We start from the raw sequence: 26,194 nt of genomic DNA, 5'->3' as shown, positions 1-26,194 counted from the left end.
ACTCTTATACTGCCGGGCGGGACGCGCCGTTCCCGCATGCCCGACGCGTCGGGCGCCACACTGGAGAATCGATGATCGAATATTTCCGCCGCAGCGGCCGGCGCGCCTGCCTTGCACTGGCCCTTGTCGGCGCGATGCAGCAGGCAAGCGCCGCCGGGACCACCATCCGCAACGGCAGCTTCTGGAAGGACACCGCCGGCACGCCGATCTATTCGCAGGGAGGCGGCATGCTCAAGGTCGGCGCGAAGTACTACTGGTATGGCGTGAAATATGCCGAGGCGGTGAGCTACGCCCAAGCGCCGGGGAAGGCGCTCGATCAGCCGCACTTCAGCGCGGTCACCGCCTACTCCTCGACCGACCTGGTGAACTGGACCTTCGAAGGCGACGTCCTCACGCCCCAGGGCCTGGGCAAGCAGTACGATCCGAAGGCCTGGCTGGGACGCATGGGTGTGGTGTACCACAAGGCGACCCGCAAGTACGTGCTGCTCACTCAATACAGCAGCAAGGGCACGGGCGGCGGCGTGCTGTTCGCCACCAGCGACAGTCCCAATGGCCCCTTCGTGTTCGAGCGACTGCAGGCGAATATCGAGAATGTCGCCACTCCGACCTCGGGTGACCAGACCGTGTTCACCGACGACGACGGCCAGCCTTACCTGATCTTCAGCAGCAACGGCGACCGGCGCCAGTTGTACGTGGCGCCGCTGCGGCCGTCCGACTTCCTGCAGGTCGGGGCGGCCACGAACATCCACAGCGCGCCGGCGGGCGGGCGCGAAGGCAATGCGATGTTCAAGCACAAGGGGCTCTACTATTTCTGCTCGTCCGACCTGCACGGCTGGAACGCCTCGCGCAGCTTCTACATGACATCGCCGAACATCACCGGTCCGTACACGCCGGAACGCATCATCGAGGGCACCGAGGCGGACTTTTCGCACGTGTCGCAGAACGGCTTCTTCATTCCGGTCCAGGGCGGCGCCGGCACCACGGTCTTGTATGCGGGCGACCGCTGGAGCAATTTTGCCGGGAACGGGCATGGCTATCACGTCTGGGCGCCGCTGTCGTTCGAGGGCACGGCGCCGCGCTTCAACTCGCTCAGTGAGTTCACGCTGAACGCCGCGCGCGGCACCTGGGCCGTCGGTAAGGGAAACAACTACCTGCTCAACCCCGGCTTCGAGGCCGACCGGGTGCGCCAGACGAGTGTCGCCGGATGGGTGAGCAGCTGGACCAGCATCAAGGGCGATGCGCCGTTCATGAACGTGCTGGACGGACGCACCGGACGCTGGGCATTGAGCCTGCGCCATGCGGGGCAGACGATGGGCAGCGCGATCCAGAACGTCACGCTGCCGAACGGCCGCTACATCCTCAGGGCGTGGGTGAAAAGCAGCGGCGGCCAACGCGTGGCGCGCCTGTACGCGTCCGGTCACGGCGGCGCCGAGATCGCGCGCTCCCTGCCGGACAAGTTGGCTGGATGGACCGAGGTGACGCTGGCCGGCATCCAGGTTGCCACCGGTAGCGTGCAGATCGGCGTCTATTCGGAAGGGAAGGACGGCGATTGGCTCACCCTCGACGACTTCAGCCTGGTGCGCGAATGATGAACATCGCAACAATCACGACGGGCGCGGCCCGCCTCGCCCTGTTTGCGCTTGCGCTGGCCGCGCCCGCACAGGCTGCAGACCTGAACCTGAACGCATTCTGGCAGTTCTACCGCGACGAGGGCGGCCAGGTCGCGAGCGTTGACCAAGTGCCGGACGGCGCCTGGTCCGAGGTGAACCTCCCGCACGCGGCGCGTATCGAGCCGCGCGTACCCACGGCCCCTTGGCAGGGCACGGTGTTCTACAAGAAGCGCCTGGACGTCAAGCTGCGGCCGGGCGAGCGCGCCATCCTGCGTTTCGAGGGCGTGATGAACGTGGCCGACGTCTGGCTGAATGGCCGCCACCTGGGACAGCACCTGGGAGGCTACCTGCCGTTCGCGTTCGACGTCACCGATGACTTGCTTCCCGCGGGGAGGAACGAACTCGTGGTGCGCGCCAATAATGAGGACAATCCGATCACCGGCCCCAAGCCGCTCAAGCAGCTCGACTATATCCAGCATGGCGGCATCTACCGCGACGTGCGGCTCCTGATCAAGCCGGCGGTGCACGTCACGGACGAGATGCTGTCGGCCACGCCGGGCGGCGGCGGGGTGTTCGTGACCTATCCGCGCATCGGCAAGGGCGAGGCGCAGGTGCAGGTGAAGGCCGAGATCAGCAACACGTCGAAGAGCGCGCAGGCGGTCACCGTGCGCCACAGGCTGGCATGGGACGGCCGGCAAGTGGCCCAGGCCGAGCAGCAGCTGCGCTTGAAGGCGGGCGAACGCCGCCACGTCACGATGCCACTGACCTTGCGCGCGCCCAGATTATGGTCGCCGCGCTCGCCAAACCTCTACCAGCTGGAGACGAGGGTCTCCGCCGCCGGCCGCGAGGACGTGGTCGCGACCCGCATCGGCGTGCGCCGCCTGGCCTTCGAGGGCGGCCGCCTGCTGCTCAACGGAGAAGCCTTGCGCCTGCGCGGCGTCAACCGTCACCAGGAATACCCTTACGTCGGCTATGCGGTGTCGCCGCAGGCCGACGCGCGCGATGCGCTGCTGATCAAGCGCTACGGCTTCGACTTCGTGCGCCTGTCGCATTATCCGCAGTCGCGGGCCTTCATGGCGGCGGCCGACGAACTGGGCCTGATGGTCTTGCCGGCCATCCCCGGCTGGCAGTTCCACAATCCCGATCCGGCCTTCGCGCGCCAGGCGCTGCGCACCTGCGCCGACATGATCCGGCGCGACCGTAACCACGCCAGCGTCGTGGCCTGGGAATGCTCGCTCAACGAGACCGACATGCCGGACCCGCTGGTGCAGGCGCTGCACGCCACCGTGCACCGGGAGTACCCGGGCGACCAGGCCTGGTCCGCCGGCTGGGTGCCGCAGACCTATGACCTCTATCTGCAGGCGCGCCAGCACAGGATAGGCAGCAAGCATGCCTTGCCGGCCAAGCCGCTGATCGTGTCCGAGTACGGGGACTGGGAATACTATGCGATGAACGCGGGCCTGAACCAGGATGCCTGGGCCGACCTCAAGCCGGTCGATCGATCGAGCCGCCAGGCGCTGGGCAGCGGCGAGACGCGACTGCTGCAGCAGGCCCGCAACGTGGCCGAGGCCCACGACGACAATGCCGCCACGCCGGCCTTCGCCGACGGCTACTGGGTCATGTTCGATTATGCGCGCGGTTATGCGCCGGATCTCGAGGAATCGGGATTGCTCAGCATCGAGCGCCTGCCCAAGTTCGCGGCCGAGTTCTTCCGCTCCCAGCGCAGCGCCACGGAGGGTTCACCCCGCTGGGGCGGTGGCCCGATGGTCTTCATCGCCAGCTACTGGCAAGACGGTTCGAACCCCCGCGTGCGCGTGTTCAGCAATGCCGAGGAAGTCGAGCTGCGCCTGAATGGCAAGCCGGTTGGACGCCAGAAAATTGCGCCGTCCAGTACCCACCCGCGCCTGGCCCATCCGCCGCTCGAATTCGACACCGGCGGCTACGCGCCCGGCGAACTGGTGGCGTTGGCCTATGCAGGCGGGGAGGTCGTGGCCGAGCACCGCGTGCGCACACCCCAACAGCCGACGACGCTGGCGCTAGAACTGGACGATCTCGGCGTGCCCGCGGTCGAGGGCGACCTGGTCTTCCTGCGCGCCCGCCTGCGCGACGCCAACGGCACCACGGTGCCTGCGACTGGCACCGAAGTCGCGTTCTCCGGCATCGAAGGTGCGCAGATCGTCGGCAGCCAGGTGGTGGCAACCGAGGCGGGGATCGCGAGCGTGCTGGTGCGCGTGACCGGGCCGCGCGCCGGCGTCAAGGCGCGGGCCCAGGCGGGCGCCCTGGGCGCCTCAGAACTTGTACGCCATCCCTAGGGCGAAGGTCCGCCCCGAGTGTGCGTACAGCAGCGTGTCGTTGCGCTGCGAGTCGCGCCCGTAGCGCAGCGGCTCGTCGGTCAGGTTGGAACCCTCGAGCGTGATGCGCAGTTGCGGCGTCAGGTTATAGGACATCGAGAAATCCAGGTTGGTTGCGGCGTCGACGAAGGTGAAGTCGTGGCCGTTGACGTCGCCCAGCACGTTGAACAGGTACTCGGAGCGGTGCGCCGCCGAGATGCGCGCGCTGAACTTCGGATCCTCGTAGTACAGGGTCAGGTTGCCCGCCCTGGGCGACATGCCGACCAGGTTCGCATCCATCGATAACTGGGGCAGGGTGGCGGTCGCGGTGCGCGTGATGTAGGTGATGGTCGACTTCACGCGCGTGTAGTTGGCCAGCAGGCCGAAGTTGCGCCACACGCCGGGCAGGAAGTTGAACGGCGCCTGCAGGTTGAACTCGAAGCCATTGAGCGGCCCGCCCGGCGTGTTCACCGCACGGCGCACCGTCACCAGGGAATCCGGCAGGGTCGGGCAGGCCGGTGTGCCGCCCGTCAGCGAGCAGCCGGGACCGGCCAGGAGCGCGTCCGGCAAGCCGAGCGAATTGTACGGGACCCGCTCGCCGACGCTCTGGATATAGGTGTCGATCTCTTTGCGGAAGAAGCCCAATGACACCATGGCGCCCTTGTCGTAGTACCACTCGGCCTGCAGGTCGTACGTCTTCGCGCGGATCGGATCGAGCTCCGGATTGCCGATGCCGACCGTCTGCGCCTGCACATTGACGGCTGCCGACGGCGCCAGGTCGATGTATTCCGGCCGCGACAGGGTCTTGCCGGCCGAGAAGCGCAGGAATACGTCGCGCGGCAGCTGCGCGGTCAGGTTCAGCGCCGGCAGGTAGTCGCGGTAGGTCTTGTCGAAGCTGATCTCTTCCAGGCGCCCGCCGGCATTGACCAGCGCCGCCGCCGTGGCCTTCGTTTCGGCGGCGCGCACGCCGGCATTGCCGCGCAAGGTGACGGGGCCGACGTCATAGTGGAAATCGGCCGACAGGTAGAGCGCATCGATTTTCTCGCGCACCCGGCGGTTCGACTGGTTGAGCAGATTGTATTCCGAGCCCGGGACCGCGGCGCAGTGGCACTCGATGTCCCAGACCTTGCGGAACTTGTCGAGGTCGATGGCCACCCACTGGCTCGGATAGCCGCTGCCTTCCAGGCCGCGGCCGAAGTTGCTGATCATGCGCGTTACGCTGTCCATCCGGAAGCCCGCCGGATTGGGCAGGCCGTTGGGCGCGCCCGAGCCGACCTCGAAATTGGTCCAGGTGTTCTCGCGCGTCGACCAGCCGGTGCGCAGGGTCAGGTTGTCGTTGACGTCCCAGCTGGCGCCCACGGCATGGGTCTTGAGCTTGTTTCCGGTTTCCAGCTTGCGGCCGACGAACTGGCCGTGCACCGTGCCGTCCGGGTCCACCGGGCCCCAGCTGAAGTTGTCCGGATTGACGACGTCGATGCCGAAGTCGATGGTCGGGACGTTGCGGTTGCCGCGGAAGTCATAGGAAAAGCCGTTGACGTTGGGCGCGTCGATCTGCACCGTGGCGCGCATCGGCGAATCGAGCGTCGAGCGCGACATGCCGCTCATGAAATCGAGCTCGATGGTGTCGCTCAGCTTGTGCGTGCCCGAGAAGACGTGCTGGCGGAACTCGGTGTTATTGACGTCGAGCAGGCCTTCCGAGCGCACGTCGACGCCGTTGAAGCGGCCGTACTCCCAGCTGCCGTTCCCGTTGAACGAGGTCTCGAGGATCGAGGTCTGCGGCTTGCCGTTGGCGGCGGCGAGACTGCGGCCGAACGAGATCGCCGAGATGTAGTTGTCGTAGCGGTCGTTCCTGAAATCGCCGCCCAGCAGGTCGAGATTGAGTTCGGTGCCGGCGGCGGGACGCCACTGGAAGGCCGCGGTCAAACCCGCGCGTTCGTACTCGGCCACCGAGCGTCGGTAGCGCGGGATGCGCGGATGGAAGGCGCCCGAGCCTGGCGCTGGCGTGGCCACCGTGCCGCCATAGCTGTCGGTGCGCCCGAACACGTCGTCGTAGGCGGCGCCGGTGGAGGTGCGCGGCAGGTTGAAGCCGCAGTTGGCCGGGGTGATGCCCTTGACGCCCGAGTTGGCGGGATTCTGCGGCGTGGCTCCGAGCGGCGAGCAAAAACCGCCATCCGAGTCGGCCGACAGCAGTTCGACCGCCTCGTAGCCTTCCTCGGTCGCGTGGCGCTTGGAATAGGCGGCCGAGACCAGGAAGCCTACCTTGCCGATGCCGGTATCCCAGCGGTTCGAGTACAGCGCCGTCGCGCGCGGGGCGGGACGATGGGCGAGCGTGTTGTAGGCCTGCTGGCCGCCGATGCTGATGGTCTCGCCCTTGAAGTCGAACGGGCGCGCCGCGCGCAGGTCGACCGTGGCGCCGAGCGAACCTTCTTCGATGTCGGCCTGCGACGTCTTGCGCACTTCCAGGCTGTTGAACAGTTCGGAGGCGAACACCGAGAAGTCGAAGGCGCGCGACCGGTTGGTGCTGCCGTTGATGTCCGAGGCGCCCGTCGCGGAGATCGCCTCGATGCCGTTGATGCGCACGCGGGTGAAGCCCGCATTCAGTCCGCGCACGCTGATCTGCTTGCCCTCGCCGCCATCGCCGCGCACCAGCGACACGCCAGGCACGCGCTGCAGCGATTCGGCCAGATTCGCATCCGGGAACTTGGCGACGTCTTCGGCCTTGATGACGTCGACGATGCCGTCTGCATTCTTCTTGGTGTTCAGTGCGCTGTTCAAGCTCGCGCGAAAGCCGGTGACGACCACGGTTTCGAGCGGCTGGTCGCTCGCCGCGGGCGGCGCGGCCTCCTGCGCTCGCGTATCGAGCGTGGCAAGCATGCCGAGCACGCCGAGGCTGGTCAGGCTGCGGCGCAGGACTGCGGCGCCGGGGGAAAGCTGGTGTCTGGATCTCATGGTTGCTGTTTCCGATATCGATGTTATGTTTTCTGGGTAGGTGGCGATATGCCGGCTACCGCATCAATGACGAATTCGGGCACGATTCCCGCCGCCGCCGACCGTAAAGATCAAGTTGTTGATCGAATGGCGATAGAAGGCCCAACGAAACCAAAAGGTGTAAATACTGGGGAGCCTTCAATCCACATGAGGATCCAACGAACCATGTCGTTGAACAGCGGATGGGTCACCGTCAACGTACTGCCGTTCGAGGCGGAGCTGCGCGCCGGCATGCGGCGGCTGTGTGCGACGCCGGACGACGTCGACGACCTGGTCCAGGAGGTCTACTGCCGCCTGCTGCGCAGCGCCTCGGTCGAGCACATCGCCACGCCCAGGGCATTCGCGATGCAGGTCGCAAAGAACATCATGCTGGACCGTTTCCGTCGTGACTGCGCGCTGCGGATCGACATGCTGGCCAGCCTGGAGGACCTCGATGTGCCCGAGGCCAGCCCGTCGACCGAACGTGTCGCCATGGCGCGCTCGGAGCTGCGCTGGGTGCTGGGCCTGATCGACCGGCTGCCGCGGCGCTGCCGGCAGGTCTACCGGGCGCGCAGGATCCAGGGCCTGTCGCAGCTAGAAACCGCGGCCTGCCTGGGGCTGTCGGAGAACGTGGTCGAAAAGGAGATGATGAAAGGATCGCGCTTGCTGGCGGAGATGATCTGCGAGCCGGCGGCTTGCGCGTGAATCGATCCATTGCTTGATTATTTCTGGTCGGGAAGTCCAACGCGCGGCGCACGGCCGCATAATCCATCGCACTGAAATATCAGATGGAGACGCCGCTTGCCACCATTTCAATCATCCCGCAGGCGTTTCGTGCAGCTGGCGGCCGCACTGGCCGCCGTCCCCGGCGCACCGTTCGCCTCCCATGCCGCCACCGCGAATGTCGGCGGCAAAGGCAAGCCGGTCGCCGGCACCGCGCTGCGCTGGCTCGACGGCCAGGCGCCGGCGCGCTTCGAAGGCGCCACCCTGGGCGTGCCCTGGCCGCGCGGCACCCTGCGTCTGCCGGCCGACAAGACCCTGCGATTCACGCTGGGAGCGAATGGCCCGGCGCTGCAATCGTGGCCGCTGGCCTACTGGCCGGATGGCTCGCTGAAATGGACGGCGCATGCGGTGGCCGGCGGCGCGACCGCTTCCGGCTGGAGCCTGGAGACGGGCGGCGGCACGGCAAAGGCAGGCGTATCGGTCAGGCAGTCCGGCGAGGCGCTCACGGTGAGCGCCGGCGAATTGACGTGGACCGTGCCTACCAGCGGCGAATACCTGGTCGAGCGCGCGACCCGCGCCGGCCGGGTGACGATGCAGCACCTGCGCCTGGTCGCGCTGCGCCAGGATGGAGCCGAGCCGGAAGGCGAAGGCAGCGTGCGCCGCGAACTCTTCACCAGCAAGGTCACGCGCGTCACGCTGGAGCAGGATGGTCCGGTGCGGGCCGTCGTCAAGCTCGACGGCGTGCACGCCGCGCGCGCGGGGGCCGGACGCGAATGGCTGCCGTTCTCGGTGCGCCTGTACTTCTATGCCGGTTCGGACAGCGTGCGCATCGTCCACTCCTTCATCTATGACGGCGACCCGGCACGGGATTTCATCGGAGGACTCGGCGTGACGGCGAGGGTATCCATGCTGGACGCCACCCACGACCGCCACGTGCGCTTCGCCGGCGAAGGCGTCGGCGTGTGGGGCGAGGCGGTGCGGCCGGTAACCGGCCTGCGGCGCGATCCCGGCCAGGAATACAAGGACGCCCAGGTGGCCGGCAGGGCGCTGCCTCCGCTGTCCGGCATGGCCAAGCCGGTGCAGGATGGCCTGCGCTGGATTCCCGAGTGGGGCGATTTCATGCTAGCCCAGCCCACGCCGGACGGCTTCGTGCTGCGTAAGCGCACCCGCAGCGGCCACGCCTGGATCGACGCCAATGCCGGCACGCGTACCAAGGGCCTGGTGTACGCCGGTGGCGCGACGGGCGGCGTGGCGCTCGGTTTCAAGGATTTCTGGCAGCGCGCGCCCAGCCAGCTGGACGTGCGCAAGGCTGCGACCGGCATGGCCGACGTCACCGCCTGGATGTGGTCGCCGTCAGGCCCGGCGATGGACATGCGCCCCTACCGCTCGCCTGACGGCATGGACACCTTCGAGGCGCAGATCGCGGGCCTGAACATCACCTACGAGGATTACGAGCCGGGCTGGGATGCCTCGCCCGGCGTGGCGCGCACCACCGAGCTGCAACTGTGGGTGCTGGGCACCACGCCCTCGCACCAGGACATCTCGAACATGGCCGAACAGGTGGCCAATCCGGCCCGGCTGGTGCTGGAGCCGGCCCGCATCCACGCCTGCGGCGTGTTCGGCGACTGGGACGTGGTTGACCGCAGCACGCCGGCGCGCAAGCTGATCGAGGATCATCTGGCCTTCAGGCTGGACCAGTACCTGCGCGAAGTCGAGCAGCATCGCTGGTATGGTTTCTGGTCCTACGGCGACGTGATGCACGCCTACGACAACGACCGCCACATGTGGCGCTACGATATCGGCGGCTATGCCTGGGACAATTCGGAGCTGTCGACCGACCTGTGGCTGTGGTACAGCTACCTGCGCACCGGCCGCGCCGACATCTTCAAGTTCGCCGAGGCGATGACGCGGCATACGGGCGAAGTGGACGTGTACCACGCCGGTCCGTTCAAGGGCTTCGGCACTCGCCACGGCGTGCAGCACTGGTCCGATTCATCCAAGCAGCCGCGCGTATCGAACGCCGCCTACCGGCGCATCCATTACTTCCTCACCGCCGACGAACGCACGGGCGACCTGATGCGCGAGCTGCTCGATTCCGACGCCGACCTGCACAAGGTCGACATCGGCCGCAAGCTGCGTCCCGGCGCCAAGCCGGGCGCGCTGCCGAAGGCTGGCGCTGCGGCCGATGCGCCGGCGCTGGTCGACGCCTCGTTCGGCACCGTCTGGGGTTCGCTGGTCGCGGCCTGGCTGGCCGAATGGGAGCGCACCGGCGAGACCCGCTGGCGCGACAAGATCGTGAACGGCATGCGCACCATCGGCGCGCTCGAGCGGCGCTGGTTCGCAGCAAGCGCGCCCTACGATCCGAAGACCGGCAAATTCAGCGGGCCGGGCGACCAGGCCCGCATCTCGCAACTGAACGGCGTGTTCGGCGTGGTCGAGATGAGTTCCGAGCTCCTGACGCTGGTCGACGAACCGGGCTACCGCAAGGCCTGGCTCGAGTACTGCCGCTACTACAACGCAACGGGTGAAGAACTGGTCGCGCTGCTGGGCAGCGCGCCGCGCGGCCGGGCCCAGCCCGATTCGCATTCGCGCCTCTCCGCCTACGCCGCCCACCACGAGCGCGACCGGGCACTGGCCCTGCGCGCCTGGCGCGAACTGTTTGCCTCGAACTTCATGAAGTCCCACGCGGCGGCGAGGAAGGTCGGCGGCGTGGCGGTCTTGCGCGAGCTACACGAGCTGCCGAATATCGGCACCAACGGTTCGGCCCAGTGGAGCCTGGCCGCGATCCAGAACATGGCGCTGGCCGTCGATGCGCTGGACGAGGCGGCGCGCGCCGCCGGCCTGGTGGGGCCATGACACACAAGGAGACAAGCCCATGCCGCACACCCATTCCCATCGCCGGCGCCTGACGCTCTCATTCATGGCCGCGCCATTCTGCGCCGCCGCGGCGCCGGCCCTGGCGGCGGGCGCCGCGCAGTCCGACATCACCTTTCATGGCGCCGTGGCCGACGACAAAACCGTCAACACCGCCGCCATCCAGCAGGCGATCGATGCGCTGGCCGCGCGCGGCGGCGGGACGGTGGTCGTGCCGCCCGGCGTCTTCGTCAGCGGGGCGCTGTTCTTCAAGCCCGGCGTCCACCTGCACCTGGCCAAAGGGGCGGTGCTCAAGTGCTCGACGGACCTCGAGCATTTTCCCGTGCGGCGCACCCGGATCGAAGGCCATTTCGCCGAGCATTTCAACCCGGCGCTGGTCAATGCCGACGGCTGCGACGGCTTCCATCTCAGCGGCGAAGGCACGCTCGACGGCGCCGGTCGTCCGATATGGGACCGTTTCTGGAAGCTGCGCAAGGCCTACAAGGACCCGGGCAACTTCCCGAACATCAGCGTGCCGCGCGCGCGCCTGGCCCTGATCGAGCGCTCGCGCGGCGTGACGGTCGAGGGCGTGACCTTCAAGGATTCGCAGTTCTGGAACCTGCACCTGTACCGCTGCCAGGAAGTGACAGTCAAGAACGCGCGCTTCGTGGTGCCGGACGATTACGAGCAGGCGCCGAGCACCGACGGGATCGATCTCGACAGCTGCCAGCGGGTGACGATCGACGGCTGCTATTTTTCGGTGACCGACGACTGCATCGCCGCCAAGGGTTCCAAGGGACCGTTCGCGCTGCAGGACAAGGACAGCCCGCCGGTGCTTGACGTGCGGGTGCGCAACTGCGAATTCAGGCGCGGCCATAGTGTCATGACCCTGGGCAGCGAAGCGACCCTGGTGCGCGACGTCCTGGTCGAGGATTGCCGGGTGACGGGCCACGTGCTCAACGTGGCGGTGCTCAAGCTCCGTCCGGACACGCCCCAGCACTACGAGAACGTCCACCTGCGCAATTTGAATCTGCAGTCGGAGCGCGGCGCCATCGTGTCGGTGCAGCCGTGGACGCAGTACGTGGACCTCAAGGGCGCGCCGCCGCCGAAATCCATCGTGCGCAATATCCGGCTGGAGGGCATCAAGGGCCGCTACGGCGGCTTCGGGCGCATCCGGCCGAATCCCGGCCAGACCGAGATCAGCGACATCGTGTTCAAGAACATCGAGCTTGCGCTGCGCGATGCGAAGCTCGATATCGCCGGCGCCAGCGGTGTACGGCTGGACAACGTGATCGTCAATGGCAAGAAAGCGGTGCTGTAGCTCCTACAGGCTGCCGGCGCCGGCAGCCGCGCGGCAGACGTGCACGGTGGCTTGCGCGCCGTTCGGCGCCCGGTATTCGCGGGCCAGCGCCTGGCGCGCGGCCTCGACCAGTTCTTCCGGCACCAGCGCCACCACGCAGCCGCCGAAGCCTCCGCCGGTCATGCGCACGCCGCCGGCTTCGCCGATCGCTTCCTTGACGATGTCGACCAGGCGGTCGATCGCGGGCACGGTGATCTCGAAATCGTCGCGCATCGATGCGTGCGAGGCGGCCATCAGCTCGCCCATGCGCTCCAGGTCCCCGGCGGCCAGCGCCTCTGCCGCCGCGACGACGCGCCCGTTCTCGCTGACGACGTGGCGGGCGCGGCGCAGCGTGACCGGATCGAGCCCGCCGCCTTCCTCGGCGAGCGTGGCCAGGTCGACGTCGCGCAACGCCGGCACGCCGAAGTGGCGCGCCGCTTCCTCGCACTGTGCGCGGCGCGTGTTGTAGGCGCTGTCGACCAGGCCGCGGGTGATGTGCGATTCGACGATCATGATCGCAGCCCCGGCCGGGATCGGCACCGGGCTGACTTCCAGCGAACGGCAGTCGATCAGCAGCGCATGGTCCTGGACGCCGCAGGCGGAGCTGATCTGGTCCATATTGCCGCACTTGCAGCCGACGAAGTCGTTCTCCGCCCGTTGTGCGACCAGGGCCGCCTCGATCGGTCCCAGGCCCGGGTAGTCGGGAAGGGCGGAGAACAGGGTGCAGACCGCCACCGACAGCGAGGCCGAGGAAGACAGGCCGGCGCCCTGCGGCACGTCGCCGGCGATGACCATGTCCATGCCGAGGAAGGAGTGCCCCAAAGGCTCGCGCTGCAGCAGCTCGCGCACCACGCCGCGCACGTAATTGGCCCACATCGGCGCGGCCAGGCGTTCGATCGGCTTGTCGAGCGCGTATTCGTCGATGGCGTCGTCGTAGTCGGCGGCCACCACCCGGATGCGGCGGTCATCGCGCGGGCGCGCCACGATCACCGTGCGGTAGCCGATGGCGCAGGGCAGCACCAGGCCGCCGTTGTAGTCGGTATGCTCTCCGATCAGGTTGACCCGGCCCGGGGCCTGGACCCGGATCGTGGCCGGCTGGCCGAAGGCGGCCAGGAAGACGTCGGCCGCTCTGGCCGTCAAATAATCGCTCATCGTGCGCTCAAGGGTTGGAGGCAGGGGTATCAGGGGCATCGAGGTAGTGCACCTCGTCGGAGACGGCGCGCAGCATGGCGGCCGCCTGTTCCGGCGTCAGGTCGCGCTGGGCCTCGGCCAGCATCTCGAAGCCGACCATGAACTTGCGTACGGAGGCCGAACGCAGCAGCGGCGGATGGAAGTGCGCATGCAGCTGCCAGGCCTGGGTATTGTCGTCGCCGCCATACGGCGCGCCGTGCCAGCCCATCGAATAGGGGAACGAGGTCTGGAACAGGTTGTCGTAGCGGGTGGTCAGGCGCTTGAGGGCGAGCGCCAGGTCGGTGCGCTGTTCATCTTCCAGGTCTTCCAGGCGCGCCACCTTGAAGCGGGGCAGCAGCAGCGTCTCGAACGGCCAGGCCGCCCAGTACGGCACCACGGCCAGCCAGTGCGCCGTCTCGACCACCACCCGCTCCTGCGCCTGCGCCTCTCGCTCGGCGACGTCGAGCAGCAGCGGGCGGCCATGCTCGACGTGGTAGGCGCGCTGATTGCGGTCTTCGCGCGCGGGCAGGTCGGGCAGGAAGCTGGTGGCCCAGATCTGGCCATGCGGATGCGGGTTGGAGCAGCCCATCGCCGCCCCCTTGTTCTCGAACACCTGGACCCAGCGGTAGCTGGCGCCCAGCTCGGCGGCCTGCTCGCACCAGGTGTCGACCACCTCGCGCAGCGCCGGCAAGGGCAGCTGGGGCAGCGATTTGGCATGGTCGGGCGAGAAGCAGATCACGCGGCTGGTGCCGCGCGCACTCATGCTCTGGAATAGCGGATCGGCGCCCGGCGGCGCCTCCGGGGTGTCGGGCATCAAGGCCGCGAAATCGTTCGCGAACACATACGTGCCCTGGTAGTCGGGGTTGCGCTCGCCATTGACGCGCACATTGCCGGCGCACAGGTAGCAGCCCGGGTCGTGCGCCGGCCTGGGCGCGCGGTCGGGGGCCTCCTGCTGCCCCTGCCAGGGGCGCTTGGCGCGGTGGGGAGACACAAGTATCCAGTCGCCGCCGAGCGGATCGTAACGGCGGTGCGGGTGATCGGTAGGGTTGAACATCGCGTTCCTCGTCATGGTCGGTTGGTTTTCGAGCTTACCACCCGAGGCCATATATGGCGACCAGCAGCACGCAGATCACGGCCGAGCCCAGCGCGAAGCCGCCATCGACGCGGAACAGCGAACGGTCGATGTGCATGCGCTTGAGCGTGCCGTCCTGCTCGGCCATTTTGCTCATCACTACCATGCCGATGACGACCATGATGAACACGATCAGCATGCGGTCGAGGAAGGGGATTTCGTAGACGCCGGCGCCGTTGTCGACCGCGAAGCCGATCGGCGCCAGGAACGACAGGTCCATCGCCAGCGGCAGGAATTTCAGGAATACCGAGAACACCAGGCCGCCGATGGTGGCGAACATCGCTGCCGCCGCCGTGGTCTTGCGCCAGTAGAAGCCGAGCAGGAACATCGCCAGGATGCCGGGCGAAACGAAGCCGGTGTATTCCTGGATGTACTGGAAGCCGCCTTTCTTGTCGATGCCCATTAGTGGCGCCAGCAGCACCGCAATGGCCATCGAGACGACCACCGACACCCGGCCGATCCACACCATCCTCTGTTCGCTGGCTTCGCGGTTGAAGTGCTTGTTATAGATGTCGAGCGTGAAGATGGTGGCGATGCTGTTGGCCTTGCCGGCCAGCGAGGCCACCACGGCCGCCGTCAGCGCGGCGAAGGCCAGGCCCTTGATGCCGGCCGGGAGCAGGGCGAGCAGGGTCGGATAGGCGCGGTCCGGATTGAGTTCGCCGTTCGGACGCATGGCGTCGCCCAGCGTGCCCGAACGGTCGAGCGCATAGGCGGCGATGCCCGGCAAGACCACGATGATCGGCATCAGGAGTTTCAGGAAGGCGGCGAACAGCAGGCCCTTGCGCGCGGTATGCAGGTCGGCGCCGAGCGCGCGCTGGATGATGTACTGGTTGCAGCCCCAGTAGTTCAGGTTCACGATCAGCATGCCGCCGATGATGGTCGACATGCCAGGCAAGTCCATATAGCTCGGATTGTCGCGCGAAAGCACCATGTCGAAATGCTCGCCGGCGCGCAGGTACAGCTCGCTCATGCCGCGCAGGGCGCCCTGGCCGCCGGCCAGCGCCGCCACCAGGTCGAGGGCGATCCAGGTGGTGACCAGGCCGCCGATCACGAGGCACAGCACCTGCACCACGTCGGTGTAGCCGATCACCTTCATGCCGCCCAGCGTGATCACGGTGGCGAACACCGCCAGGAACAGCATGCAGGCCATCACGTCCAGGCCGGCGATGCTGCTGATCGCCAGCGCGCCGAGGTAGAGGATGGCGGTGAGGTTCACCACCACGTAGAGGCCGAGCCAGAACACCGCCATGGTGGTGGCCACCGCCTTGCCGTAGCGCTGCTCGAGGAATTGGGGCATCGTGTAGATGCGGTTCTTGAGGTAGACCGGCATGAAGAACACGGCCACGATCACCAGGGTCACGGCGGCCATCAATTCATAGACGGCGATGGCCATGCCGATGCGGTAGCCGGAGCCGCTCATGCCGATGAACTGCTCGGCCGAGATGTTCGAGGCGATCAGCGAAGCGCCGATCGCCCACCAGGTGAGGGAGCCCTCGGCGAGGAAGAAGTCGTGGGTGGCCTTGCCGCTGCTGCGCTTCTTGCGCCAGTAGATCCAGATGCCGTAGGCCGAGATGGCCACGAAGTAAACCAGGAAGACAAACGTGTCGAGCGTGGTGAATGGGGTCATGGGTCGATGTCTCTATGCCGCCGGGGTCTCATGTCCCGGTCGTGGTTATCGGTCGGGCGCGGCCTCGCTTGCCAGGCCGTCGCCGCTGCTGTGGTGCGTCATTGCGCCAGCTCAGCGATAGTACCGCAGAACTTTCGTTTCCGGGTGGCCGCTCTGCTCGAACTCGCGATTAATGAGAGAAAATAGCAATTTCGAAGCCTTTCGAAAGCCTTTCCCGTCGATTTCTTTCGAATCATGCATTGCGAATACCTTTCTAGTGATTTCGTTATCCACGACCTGCGCCGCGTCAGTCGCTTGGTGGCATGCCATAGTATTGCGGCGCCCCATCCATCACGACGTCGATGCGGTCCAGCACCACGCCCGGATCGAGCGCATAGACGCGCAAGGTGTGCAGGCCCGGACCGAGCCGCGCCCGCGCGCTGCTGCGCACCGCCATATTGCCCAGCACATTGCGCTTCCATTCGTCGCTGCGGCCGACCGTCGTGTAGTCGAAGGTCTCGAGCGGCCCGTCGTCCAGCTGGACGGCGATGCGCAGGCGATTGTCGGCCGTCAGTGCATGCACGGGCACGGCGACCAGGCGCAGGGTGGCGCCGCCTTCGCTGCGGGTCTGGAAGCGATACTCGAGCGGCGCCACGCCCGCCAGCGCCTCCGGGCCGCGCGACGGCAGGTCCAGGCGCGCGCGCATGGCCTTGCCCGACGTGCCCAAGCCGGGCAGGGCTTCCCAGTCGGGCGACGCTGGCATTGCAGCGCTGGCCGCCGGGAGCACGACGATGCGTTCGCGCTCGCCCGGCAGGCCAGCGTCGGCGGCCAGCGCCTGGAGGTTCACCTTCAGCGATTGTGCGCCGCAGCGCAGGGTGAGCGCGGGGCTGGCGCTTCCGTCGACATGCAGCACCAGGCGCTGCTCGTGGCCGTTGGCGGCATCGAGACGGCCGGAGGCTGCATCCAGGCGCACGCCGCGCGCACCGGGTGCGACCGACCAGGCGGCGTCCTGGCCGCCATGGCTGACCACCGTCAGCGTGTGGCTGACCCCCCGCCCGGCTGGCACCACCAGTTGGCTGGCCTCGATCGAATGCGGCGCCGGGTAGACCAGGCCGCAGCCGCGCCGCGTGGACGCGTCATAGGTCGGGTAGGCCGGTTCCGCGAACACCGGCAAGCGGCGCGGCGCGACGTCCATGAAATGGGCCCATTTGCCGTTCGCCAGCGCGTTGTAGGCGGCGGCATCGGCCGCGATCGCGGCATGCGCCTGGCGCGCCTGGTGCACGTACAGGTTCGACGAGGGCCGCTGCTGGCGCGCGTATTCGGCGGCCAGGTCGAGCTTCAGGATGCGTTCGTTCAGGCTGGCGCTGGAGCGCACCGGGTACAGCACCAGCTGGAACCAGGCATCGTGGAGCTGCGCCGGCAGCCTGTCCTGGAGCGCTTCGGCGCGCCGCACCAGCGCGCGGTAGGCGGCCAGGCGCCGTTCGGCTTCCTCGCCGCCGGTGCGGACGTATTCGGTGGTGCGCACCGGGCGCGTGGGTTCGGTCTGGCTCCAGCCCATGAATTCCGGGCGCCGTTCCCAGGCCAGGCGATAGTAGTCGAGCATGATCGCCGCGATCTCTTCGCCGTGAAAGGCGCCGAACTGCCTTCCTGCCCAATCGGCCAGGTGGCGTGCCGGGTCCTGGTTCAGCACCCTGGCGTCGAAGGCGGCGTCGAGGAAGTACTCGGCCAGGTATTCGTTGGGCTTGATGTCGCCCACGTTCAGCATCCACAGGCGATGGGCGCCGGTGGCCCAGGCGCGCTGGAGCTGGTCGCGGATCAGCGCCGGGTGGGTGGTGCCGAGCCACAGGTAGTCGTGCGGGCGGCCCCAGTACGACACGTGGTAATAGATGCCGTTGCCGCCGCTGCGCGCGCGTTCGCGCGCCGTGCCGAGCTGGTTCAGGTAGCCGTAGTTATCCTCGGGCCAGACCAGGGTGACGTCGTCCGGCACCTGCAGGCCGCGGTTGTAGTAGTCCAGCACTTCCTTGTACATCGTGAAGGCTTGCGGGATGCGTTCGGGGCGCTGGCCGAGGCTGCGCGCCAGCATCGCCCGCTGCGAGTCGATGACTTCCTCCACGGTGGCGCGCGCCTGGTCCGGCCCGCTGGCGCCTTCCATGGCCGAGTCGTGCACGCCGCGCAGGCCGAGGGTGTAGACGTTCTCGAAACCCTTCACCTCGTCCACGCGCTGCTGCCAGTAGCGCAACAGGGCGTCGCGGTTGGTGAACCAGTTGAAGTCGCCGAAGGAGGTCTGCCATTCTCCGACGTTATTGCGCATCATCGGCTCGGCGTGCGAGGTGCCGACCACGATCGCATGGTCGTCGGCCGCCTGGGCATTGCCGGGGATCGTATAGAAGGCCCTGGTGCTGTCGTGCATGGCGGGCCAGAGCAGGTTGGCCTTCAGGCGCCACATCAGCTCGAACACGCGCGCATAGGTGCGCGGGCCGATGTCTCCGGCTGGATCGTAAGTTCTTGCAGCCCAAGGCTGCAAGCCCCAGTCCTCGTCGTTGATGAAGATGCCGCGCCAGGCCACTGACGGCGCGGCGGACAGGCGCGGCGTGCCGTCAAGCGTGAGCCCGGTCTTGCGCGCCGGCCTGACGTCGGCCCACCATTCCCACGGCGAGATGCCCAGGTCGCGCGAAGCATCGACCACGCCATACACGGCGCCGCGGCGGTCGGCGCCGGCGATCAGCAGCACCTCGCGGCCGTCGGCGCGGCCCATGGAGCGGATGTAGCGCTCCCGTTGCCCGGCCAGCGGCGCGAGGTCGGCGCCGATGGCGCCGGCGACCTCGCGCACCAGCGCGCTGTCGGCGGTGCCGATCACGATGCAGCGCCGAGGGCAGTCGTTCAATGCTTCCACGCGCCGGCCGGCAATCCCGGTCAGCGCTTCCAGGTCGCGGCCCAGCAGGTCGGCGGCCAGGCGGGTGGTAACACTGCCGTCGGTGACGAGCATGGGCAGGGCGCCGTCGCGGTCCAGCGCGAATGGGCGGGCATGGGCGGCGCCGCCCGCCAGCAGCGCGCCGAGGGCGAGCAGGCCGAGGATCTTCATCGAGGCCTTACTGAGGATACTTTGGACCGGTGGTGACGAACACGCCGCCCTGCAGGAAGGTGCTCAGGTCGTCCTCCGGCGGATAGGCGAACGGCCGGCCGCCGTCCAGGGTGAACTGCGCCGAGCTGTCCCTGGGCTGGAACGCCAGGTGGCGCGCCTCGCGGTCATCCCACCAGCGCCCCGGGTTGTCGGACACGCCGAAGGCGATGGTGTGGCCGACGCGCGGCGTCACCAGCGCGCGCCGCAGCAGTTCGACCAGGTCGTCCAGGCTGAGCCAGGTGACCATCTGGCGGTGGGTGACGGGCTCGGGGAAGCAGTAGCCGATGCGGATGCAGACGGTCTCCACCCCGAAGCGGTCCCAGTAATAACGCGACAGGTTCTCGCCCCAGACCTTCGACAGGCCATAGTAGCCGTCGGCGCGCGGCAGCATGCCGGCGTCGACCCGCTGGCTCGTCTCGTACATGCCCATCGTGTGGTTGCTGCTGGCGAAGACGACGCGCCGGATGCCGAGCTTGTGCACCGCTTCATAGAGATTCACCATGCCCAGGATATTGGCCTGCATGATGGGCGCGAACTCGACTTCGGTCGACACGCCGCCGAAGTGCAGCACCGCGTCGACGCCTTCGCACATGCGCATCACCTGCGCCCGGTCGGCCAGGTCGCACTGCACCACTTCCTCGTTCGGACGGGCGGGGCCGATGTCGGCCACGTCGGCCAGGCGCACGATGTCGGCGAAGTCGTGCAGGCGTTCGCGCAGGCGGCGGCCCAGGTTGCCGCCCGCGCCGGTGAGAAGAATGCGTTTGAAGGGTTTGCTCATGATGTCGATGCTGGTGGATGAAACACGTCAGGAGCGTCATTACCGGATGAATCGGCGCGTTCGTCAATCCGGGCGGTGCGATCGGTCACGATGTTGAGTGATTGGCGGCCAGGCGCCACACGAGTCGCCGGATGCTGAACAATACGGGCGCTGGCGCACTAATACATTAGCTGCAACGACATCGACGGATGGAGACATACATGGATCGCACCGCATCGGCCCTGGCCGCCCTGTTGATCGCGGCATCGGCAGGCACGCCTGCCTGGGCCGCCCGGGCGGAATACGATTTCAACCCCGGCTGGAAGCTGATGGTCGGCGACCCCGCCGGCGCCCACCAGCCGGCGTTCGACGACGGCGCCTGGAAGCAGGTGACCTTGCCGCGCGCCTGGAACGAAGACGACGCCTATGCCAGGGACATCGTCGACCATTCGACCGGGATCGCCTGGTACCGCAAGCGCTTCACCGTCAAGGACCGCGCGCCAGGTCAAAAGGTATTCATCGAGTTCGAAGGCGCGCGCCAGGCGGCCGAGGTGTTCGTCAACGGCCGCCGCATCGGCCTGCACGAGAACGGGGTGACCGCCTTCGGCTTCGACATCGGCGCCGCGCTGGTCGCGGGCGAGAACGTGGTGGCGGTGCGCACCGACAACCGCTGGGACTACCGTGAACAGGCCACTGGCCAACGCTATCAGTGGGCCGATCGCAATTTCAACGCCAACTACGGTGGCCTGCCCAAGAACGTGCGCCTGCACGTCACCGATTCGCTGTACCAGACGCTGCCCCTGTTCTCGAACCTGGGCACCACCGGCGTCTACGTCTACGCGCGCGACTTCGACATCCCGGGCCGCAGCGCGACGGTGACGGCCGAATCCGAGGTACGCAACGATTCGCCCTGCGCGCGCAGCTTCACGTATGAGGTGGAGGTGCGCGACAAGGACGGCAAGGCGGTCGCCCGCTTCAAGGCCGCGCCGCAGACCGTCGCCGCCGGCGCCACCGTCACCGCGCGCGCTAGGGCGAAGGTCGATGGGCTGCATTTCTGGAGTTGGGGCTACGGCTACCTGTACGACGTGGTCACCACCCTCAGGGTCGAGGGCAAGGCGCTCGACAGCGTCGTCACGCGCACCGGCTTTCGCAAGACCGGCTTCGGCGACGGCATGGTCAGGCTGAACGACCGCATGCTGCAGATGAAGGGCTACGCTCAACGGACCTCGAACGAGTGGCCTGCGGTGGGCCTGTCGGTGCCGCCCTGGCTGAGCGACTACAGCAACGGCCTGGCGGTGGAGGGCAATGCCAACCTGATACGCTGGATGCACGTGGCGCCGTGGCGCCAGGACGTCGAATCGCTCGACCGCGTCGGCCTGATCCAGGCCATGCCGGCCGGCGACTCGGAGCGCGACGTCGACGACCGGCGCTGGGGCCAGCGCGTGGAGGCGATGCGCGACGCGATCGTTTACTTTCGCAACAACCCCAGCATCCTGTTCTACGAGTCCGGCAACAAGGGCGTGAGCGCGGCCCACATGGCCGAGATGCGCGCCTTGCGCGACCGCTACGACCCGCATGGCGGACGCGCCGCCGGCAGCCGCGAGATGCTGGGCGGCGCGCTGCAGGAGGTGGCCGAGTACGGCGGCGAGATGCTGTACATTAACAAGAGCGCGCGCAATCCGATGTGGGCCATGGAATACATGCGTGACGAGGGAGCGCGCAAGTTCTGGGACGATTTCTCGCCGCCGTTCCACAAGGACGGCGACGGCCCGCCCTACAAGGGGCAGAGCGCGGCCACCTACAACCGCAACGGCGACAGCTTCGCGCTCGAGGCGGTGCGCCGCTGGCACGATTACTGGCGCGAGCGCCCCGGCACCGGCACGCGCGTCTCGAGCGGCGGCGTCAACATCATTTTCTCCGACAGTAATACCCACCACCGCGGCGCCGAGAACTTCCGCCGCAGCGGCGAGGTGGACGCGATGCGCATTCCAAAGGGCGCCTTCTTCGCCCACCAGGTGATGTGGGATGGCTGGGTCGACGTCGAGCGCCCGCGCGCCCATATCGTCGGGCACTGGAACTATGCCCCGGGGACGGTCAAGCCGGTGCACGTGATCTCCAGCGCCGAACAGGTCAGGCTGACGCTCAACGGCCGCGACCTCGGCGCCGCGCGCCAGAGCGACCGCTTCACCTTTACCTTCGATGGGGTGGCGTTCGAGCCGGGCGAACTGAAGGCGGTGGGCATCGATGCGCGTGGGCGCCAGGTATGCGAGGCGGCGCTTGTCACGGCCGGCCCGCCAGTCGCCCTGCGCCTGTCGGCGATCCCGTCCCCGCATGGGCTGCGCGCCGACGGCGCCGACCTGGCCCTGCTGCAGGTGGAGGCGGTCGACGCCGCCGGCCGGCACAATCCGGTGGCGCTCGATACCGTGCGCTTCGAACTGGCGGGGCCGGCCGAGTGGCGCGGCGGGATCGCGCAAGGGCCGGATAACCATGTGCTGGCGCGCGCGCTGCCGCTGGAAGGAGGCGTGAACCGCGTCCTGGTGCGCAGCACGACCCAGGCCGGCAAGATCGTGCTGCGGGCGCGCGCCGACGGCCTGGCGCCGGCCGAGTTCACGCTGGAGTCGACGCCGGTCGCGGTCAGGGGCGGCCTGGCGGCGCGGTCGCCACCACCACCGCTGCGTCTCGCACGCGGTCCGACACCGTCGACGCCATCGTTCGCGCCATCGCGCATCGCGGTACCGGTGGCAGGCAGCACGGCGGCCAGCAACGGTGAGCGCGCGGCACTGTCGGTCGACGATGACGAGACCACCAGCTGGGCCAACGATCCCGGAGCACCGGCCGAGATCACGTATCGCCTGGCGCGGCCGGCGCTACTGCGCGAGCTGGTCCTGAAGCTGACCGGCTGGCGCGAGCGCAGCTATCCGCTGCGGGTGCTTGTCGACGGCGCCGAGGTATACCGGGGCACGACGCTGAAGAACCTGGGTTATGTCACCTTGCCGCTGGCCCCGCGCCGCGGCAGCGAGGTGAAGATCGCGCTCGATGGGCAGGCCGATGACGCGGGAGCGATCCGGATGCTCGAGGTGGCCAACCAGGCCAATGCCGACACCGGCGCGCGGCAGGTCGCGCGCTCGCAGCTGTCGATCATCGAGGCTGAGTTCTACGAGCTTCCTTGATGCGGGCAGTGCGGCTTGCGCACCACGCAGATCCCGGGAATCGCTCAATCGCTTGAGCGATTCCCGGTTGGATGGGCCCCATTCGATCAGGTGCATGATTCTTTCAATGCAATACGGGATCAGGCAACTGTACGCACATAGAATGTTTTCAAGGCCAAGCAGTACACCTATAACAGAGCCCTTGGAGACGACAACCGATGAACCATGCAACGACACGCACGCAAGTGCTGCACCCGACCCGCTGCGCGCGCGCGGTAGCCGCAGTGATCGCCATCCTGGCCGCGCACGGCGCGCTGGCGCAGGAAGCCACCCAGACCGCACCTTCCAACGCAGCTTCGGCGAGCGCGCCGCCGGCCACCATCAGCGACGCCCAGACCGCGCCAGCGGTGGTCCATATCGCCGGCACGCGCCGCTCGGTGGCATCGGCCATCGACCGCAAGCTGCGCGCCAGCACCGTGTCCGATTCCATCGTGGCCGAAGATATCGGCCAGTTCCCCGACAAGAACGTGGGCGAAGCCTTGTCGCGCGTGACCGGCGTGCAGCTGTCGCGCGATTTCGGCGAAGGGTCGCAGATTTCGATCCGCGGCGTCGAGCCTGACCTGAACCGCATCGAGATCAACGGCATGTCGGTACTTGGTACTGGCGGCGGCGCCGGTCGCGGCGCCGAGCTGCGCGAGCTGGCGTCGGAGCTGATCGGCTCGATCGACGTCTATAAAGGCATCACCGCGGACATGACCGAGGGCGGCGTGGGCGGCTCGGTGTCGATCAAGACGCGCAAGCCGCTCGACTTCAAGGAGCCGACCATCGGCACCAGCATCGCGGCCGAGCACTCGACCTCGCGTGGCGGGGTGCAACCGCGCGGCAATCTGTACATGGCCGACAAGTACCTGAACGGCAAGCTGGGCCTGATGGCCAACTTCGTGTACGACGAGGTGCACACCCGCAACGACTATGCGCGCAACACGTCATGGCGCTTCATCCAGGACTGGGACAAGTCGCCCGAGAAGACCGTGGTCAGCACCGATCCGCGCCTGGCCGCGATCGGCGATGCGGCCAGTTGCGCTACCTCGGGCTTGAGCGCCACCCAGGCGGACGCCTGCCGCCGCCAATGGTTCGATTACTCGCCGGGCATTGCGCGCTACGGCATCTGGACCCGCGACCACAAGCGCTCGTCGGGCGAGGTCACCGCGCAGTACGAATTCAGCAAGAACTTCAATGCCTGGGTCAGTTACCAGGCCAATACCCAGCGCCAGCGCCTGAACGACCGCAACTTCGGCACCGACTTCCCGGATGCGACGCGCCTGGCGAACGCCGGCCAGGCGCCGGTCTACAACCAGGCCACCGGCGTGCCGACCGCCGTCGGCACGTGCGTCCCGGCGGCCACGACGCCGGACGATATGGTGATCACGAACCACCACGTCACGTCCTACACCGTCGGCGACTGCCTGTACGCGGCAGGCCGTGGCGGGCAGGGCGCCTTCGGCACTTCGGCGCGCGACTTCCAGCTCGATATCGATTCGCGCTATACGACCTCTGGCTTCCTGTTCAAGCGCGAGCGCCTCGAGGTAGAGGGCCTGTTCGGCACGTCGCGCTCGATGTACGACAGCGACAGCAACAATATCGCGCTGACCCAGAATGCGCCGGGACTGAAGGTGACCCTGGACGACCAGGGCCTGCCGCACTTTACCTTCCCGGCCGGCTACAGCCCGGATGATCCGGCTTCCTACGTCCAGGCCCAGCTCCAGTACCGCCCGAGCGAGACCAAGAACCAGGAAGACCAGGCCAAGATCGACCTGCGCTACCGTCTCACCACGCCGTTCTTCACCAGGGTGTCGTTCGGCGCCCAGGCGCGCAAGGCCGAATCGACGCAGTACAACGGTGGCGGCTACCTCGCCAGCAATGGCGCCAACCTGAGCTCCACGGCCGACGACATCAATGTGCGCGGCGCCAACGTCAACCAGACCGCCATCTACGATCCGTTCTATACCGGCGGTGCGCAGCGTCCGAACGACACTCAGTCCTTCATCAACTCGGGTTACTCGACCAGCTATATCAACGCGGCGCAGATGGCGGCGCTGATCAATGCCGTCAGCGGCCGCTCGCCCGGCACCTTCTTCGGCGGCCTCGGGGACGTCAAGGGCATGCCATCGGGCTGGATGTCGCCGGTGTTCGCGAATGCGGCGCCGTACTTCGACACGTCGGCCTTCAACCACGACTACCTGTATAACTCGCCTGGCAGCGACGGCAACACCTATCCGCAGATCCCGGCGTTCGGCGTGGAAGAGAAGATCGCCGCCACCTATCTGCGCCTGGACTGGGCCACCCAGTTGTTTGGCTACGAGGTCGACGGCAATATCGGCATGCGCTACACCCGCACCGACAACAAGTCCACGGGCCTGCAGCGCTACTCGGTGCGTACCGCAACCTCTCCTGGCTCCTCGACCTACACCGACGTCGTCATGAGCAATGGGGTAGTCACGGTCGACAACACATATCACGACTGGCTGCCGAGCTTCAATGGCGCCTTCTGGTTCATCGACAATAAATTCCTGGCCCGCGTCGGCTGGGCCAAGGCGATGGCGCGCCCGCGCATGGACCTGCTGGCGCCGAACGCCACCTGCGTCCTGGGCAGCGGCAATCCGCAGTTCGGCGGCGAAGGCGTCGATACCTGCACCGCCGGCAATCCGGACCTGAAGCCTTACCGCTCGACCAACACGGACTTCAGCCTCGAGTACTACCCGACCCCGGACAGCCAACTGTCGCTGGCGGTGTTCGAGAAGGACATCTCGAGCTACGTGATCGAGCGCGTGCTCACCCGCGACGTCGACATCTTCAAGAATGGCCAGCGCTTCAACGTCACCCAGGCCGTCAACGGCGAGGGCGCCACCACCAAGGGCATCGAGCTGGCCGGCCGCACCGCGCTGACCTTCCTGCCGGGCTGGCTGAGCGGCTTCGGCGTCGACGCCAACTATACCCGCATGGACTACAAGTACGCGCCGGGCAAGGAGCGCCTGAATCTGCTCGATGACACCGTGCTGCCGTATCCAGGCATGTCGAAAACCGCCTATAACCTGTCGCTGTGGTATGACCAGGGCCCGGTCAATGCGCGTCTGGCCTATACCTACCGCGACCGCTTCTTCACCGGCGCCAACGACGTCTCGGGCAACCCGGTGTTCCAGGAGAAGACCGGCTTCCTGGATGCGAAGATCCAGTGGCGCTTCAACGACCGCGTGTCGCTTGCACTGGAGGGCAAGAACCTGACCGACGAGGTGCAGCGCAGCGATGCGGGCGATCCGTTCCGGATCAATGAACTGGCATGGTCGGGACGCCGCTACTTCCTGACCCTGGGCGTCAAGATCTGATTTCGCTTCCGATGTCTGCAGCCAGCCACCCTTGATGGGGTGGCTGGCTTTTTC

The 26,194-nt window shown here is 67.4% G+C and carries 13 protein-coding genes; 7 read left to right on the top strand and 6 right to left on the bottom strand.

The annotated features are described in order from the left end of the window. Window positions 1–71: 71 nt before the first annotated feature. Window positions 72–1,589 (top strand): family 43 glycosylhydrolase, encoded by a 1,518-nt coding sequence (locus J3U95_RS17705; RefSeq protein ID WP_208279982.1) that lies wholly within the window; start codon window positions 72–74, stop codon window positions 1,587–1,589. Next, window positions 1,589–3,922 carry a glycoside hydrolase family 2 TIM barrel-domain containing protein gene (locus tag J3U95_RS17700; RefSeq protein WP_229519913.1) on the top strand — a complete coding sequence of 778 codons (2,334 nt, stop codon included), beginning with the start codon at window positions 1,589–1,591 and terminating at the stop codon, window positions 3,920–3,922. The genes J3U95_RS17705 and J3U95_RS17700 overlap by 1 nt, the downstream gene beginning before the upstream one ends. Here J3U95_RS17700 and J3U95_RS17695 read toward each other — a convergent pair. Next, complete coding sequence (locus J3U95_RS17695) at window positions 3,899–6,889, bottom strand: TonB-dependent receptor (protein ID WP_208279980.1); 2,991 nt, start codon at window positions 6,887–6,889, stop codon at window positions 3,899–3,901. The two genes, J3U95_RS17700 and J3U95_RS17695, sit on opposite strands and share 24 nt — an antisense overlap. A gap of 204 nt (window positions 6,890–7,093) precedes the next feature. On the opposite strand from J3U95_RS17695, the gene J3U95_RS17690 reads away from it, so the two are divergent. The 3 genes from J3U95_RS17690 (at window position 7,094) to J3U95_RS17680 (ending at window position 11,804) form a co-directional block, all read left to right on the top strand. Then, on the top strand, window positions 7,094–7,612 hold the full coding sequence (locus J3U95_RS17690) for an RNA polymerase sigma factor (protein ID WP_208279979.1): 519 nt from the start codon (window positions 7,094–7,096) through the stop codon (window positions 7,610–7,612). 96 nt (window positions 7,613–7,708) lie between these two features. Further along, entirely contained in the window at window positions 7,709–10,486 is a 2,778-nt protein-coding gene (locus J3U95_RS17685) for an exo-rhamnogalacturonan lyase family protein (RefSeq protein ID WP_229519912.1), read from the top strand. Window positions 10,487–10,505: 19 nt separating this feature from the next. Beyond that, window positions 10,506–11,804: a glycoside hydrolase family 28 protein gene (locus J3U95_RS17680; RefSeq protein WP_208279978.1), complete on the top strand. Its 1,299-nt coding sequence runs from the start codon at window positions 10,506–10,508 to the stop codon at window positions 11,802–11,804. A 3-nt stretch (window positions 11,805–11,807) separates the two neighbouring features. On the opposite strand, the gene galK is transcribed toward J3U95_RS17680, so the two are convergent. The 5 genes from galK to J3U95_RS17655 form a co-directional block, all read right to left on the bottom strand. After that, entirely contained in the window at window positions 11,808–12,974 is a 1,167-nt protein-coding gene (gene galK / locus J3U95_RS17675; RefSeq protein ID WP_208279977.1) for a galactokinase, read from the bottom strand. A gap of 7 nt (window positions 12,975–12,981) precedes the next feature. Next, window positions 12,982–14,046 (bottom strand): UDP-glucose--hexose-1-phosphate uridylyltransferase, encoded by a 1,065-nt coding sequence (locus J3U95_RS17670; protein ID WP_208279976.1) that lies wholly within the window; start codon window positions 14,044–14,046, stop codon window positions 12,982–12,984. 34 nt (window positions 14,047–14,080) lie between these two features. After that, window positions 14,081–15,751, bottom strand: coding sequence for a sodium:solute symporter family transporter (locus J3U95_RS17665; protein WP_208279975.1), 1,671 nt, complete (start codon window positions 15,749–15,751; stop codon window positions 14,081–14,083). A gap of 286 nt (window positions 15,752–16,037) precedes the next feature. Further along, entirely contained in the window at window positions 16,038–18,812 is a 2,775-nt protein-coding gene (locus J3U95_RS17660) for a glycosyl hydrolase 115 family protein (RefSeq protein ID WP_208279974.1), read from the bottom strand. Window positions 18,813–18,819: 7 nt separating this feature from the next. After that, on the bottom strand, window positions 18,820–19,629 hold the full coding sequence (locus J3U95_RS17655; protein ID WP_208279973.1) for an NAD-dependent epimerase/dehydratase family protein: 810 nt from the start codon (window positions 19,627–19,629) through the stop codon (window positions 18,820–18,822). A gap of 200 nt (window positions 19,630–19,829) precedes the next feature. On the opposite strand from J3U95_RS17655, the gene J3U95_RS17650 reads away from it, so the two are divergent. Next, window positions 19,830–22,778 (top strand): glycoside hydrolase family 2 protein, encoded by a 2,949-nt coding sequence (locus J3U95_RS17650; protein WP_208279972.1) that lies wholly within the window; start codon window positions 19,830–19,832, stop codon window positions 22,776–22,778. A gap of 197 nt (window positions 22,779–22,975) precedes the next feature. Continuing rightward, entirely contained in the window at window positions 22,976–26,140 is a 3,165-nt protein-coding gene (locus tag J3U95_RS17645) for a TonB-dependent receptor (RefSeq protein WP_208279971.1), read from the top strand. Window positions 26,141–26,194 lie beyond the last annotated feature (54 nt).

The sequence above is a fragment of the Massilia oculi genome (assembly GCF_017582745.1).
Lineage (GTDB): Bacteria > Pseudomonadota > Gammaproteobacteria > Burkholderiales > Burkholderiaceae_D > Telluria > Telluria oculi_A.
This window is presented reverse-complemented; position numbering and strand designations above follow the sequence as displayed.

Excerpts from the sequence above, each read along its gene's own strand:
- J3U95_RS17705 (WP_208279982.1), top strand. The coding sequence starts at position 72 with ATGATCGAATATTTCCGCCGCAGCGGCCGGCGCGCCTGCCTTGCACTG.
- J3U95_RS17700 (WP_229519913.1), top strand. The coding sequence starts at position 1,589 with ATGAACATCGCAACAATCACGACGGGCGCGGCCCGCCTCGCCCTGTTT.
- J3U95_RS17695 (WP_208279980.1), bottom strand. The coding sequence starts at position 6,889 with ATGAGATCCAGACACCAGCTTTCCCCCGGCGCCGCAGTCCTGCGCCGC.
- J3U95_RS17690 (WP_208279979.1), top strand. The coding sequence starts at position 7,094 with ATGTCGTTGAACAGCGGATGGGTCACCGTCAACGTACTGCCGTTCGAG.
- J3U95_RS17680 (WP_208279978.1), top strand. The coding sequence starts at position 10,506 with ATGCCGCACACCCATTCCCATCGCCGGCGCCTGACGCTCTCATTCATG.
- galK (WP_208279977.1), bottom strand. The coding sequence starts at position 12,974 with ATGAGCGATTATTTGACGGCCAGAGCGGCCGACGTCTTCCTGGCCGCC.
- J3U95_RS17670 (WP_208279976.1), bottom strand. The coding sequence starts at position 14,046 with ATGTTCAACCCTACCGATCACCCGCACCGCCGTTACGATCCGCTCGGC.
- J3U95_RS17665 (WP_208279975.1), bottom strand. The coding sequence starts at position 15,751 with ATGACCCCATTCACCACGCTCGACACGTTTGTCTTCCTGGTTTACTTC.
- J3U95_RS17660 (WP_208279974.1), bottom strand. The coding sequence starts at position 18,812 with ATGAAGATCCTCGGCCTGCTCGCCCTCGGCGCGCTGCTGGCGGGCGGC.
- J3U95_RS17655 (WP_208279973.1), bottom strand. The coding sequence starts at position 19,629 with ATGAGCAAACCCTTCAAACGCATTCTTCTCACCGGCGCGGGCGGCAAC.
- J3U95_RS17650 (WP_208279972.1), top strand. The coding sequence starts at position 19,830 with ATGGATCGCACCGCATCGGCCCTGGCCGCCCTGTTGATCGCGGCATCG.
- J3U95_RS17645 (WP_208279971.1), top strand. The coding sequence starts at position 22,976 with ATGAACCATGCAACGACACGCACGCAAGTGCTGCACCCGACCCGCTGC.